This is a genomic window from Chroococcidiopsis sp. TS-821 (assembly GCF_002939305.1).
Taxonomy (GTDB): Bacteria; Cyanobacteriota; Cyanobacteriia; order Cyanobacteriales; family Chroococcidiopsidaceae; genus Chroogloeocystis.
Genome location: NZ_MVDI01000060.1, coordinates 1 through 388 on the forward strand (window position 1 = coordinate 1; position 388 = coordinate 388).

At 41.5% G+C, this 388-nt stretch carries 1 protein-coding gene and 1 pseudogene; one reads left to right on the top strand and one right to left on the bottom strand.

Features of this window, described 5'->3' with window-relative positions:
- Window positions 1–159 (bottom strand): family 10 glycosylhydrolase (locus tag B1A85_RS23440; protein WP_168192471.1); only part of this gene is annotated, 159 nt, incomplete at its 3' end.
- A 119-nt stretch (window positions 160–278) separates the two neighbouring features.
- Here B1A85_RS23440 and B1A85_RS26440 point away from each other — a divergent pair.
- Window positions 279–388, top strand: a pseudogene (locus tag B1A85_RS26440) (alpha/beta hydrolase); the annotation flags it as partial.

Consider the following 388-nt stretch of genomic DNA (forward strand, 5'->3'; position numbering starts at 1 on the left):
AATTGGACTAGGGTAAAGCGTAAACCCCTTATTCCAAACATCAGGAAACACAACATTAATCCCTGTCTGTGCCAAAACCGCCATTGCTTCAGCAATATTTTGCCGCGAATGCAGTACCCGACTATCAGTATTAGTTATCCAAACACCGCGAATTGCCATCAGTAAATAATTAGGTTATTGGTCATTGGTCACTGGTAATTGGTCATTGGAAAAGCGATTTATCAACACCCCCATTACCCATTGTCCAACCTCACGTAGTTCATTGAAAAAACCGATCTATGTACACAACTGACTGGAAACACGAATACATTACTACCAACGGCATCAAACTGCACTACGTCACTCAAGGAGATGGTCCTTTAATATTAATGTTGCATGTGTACCCAGC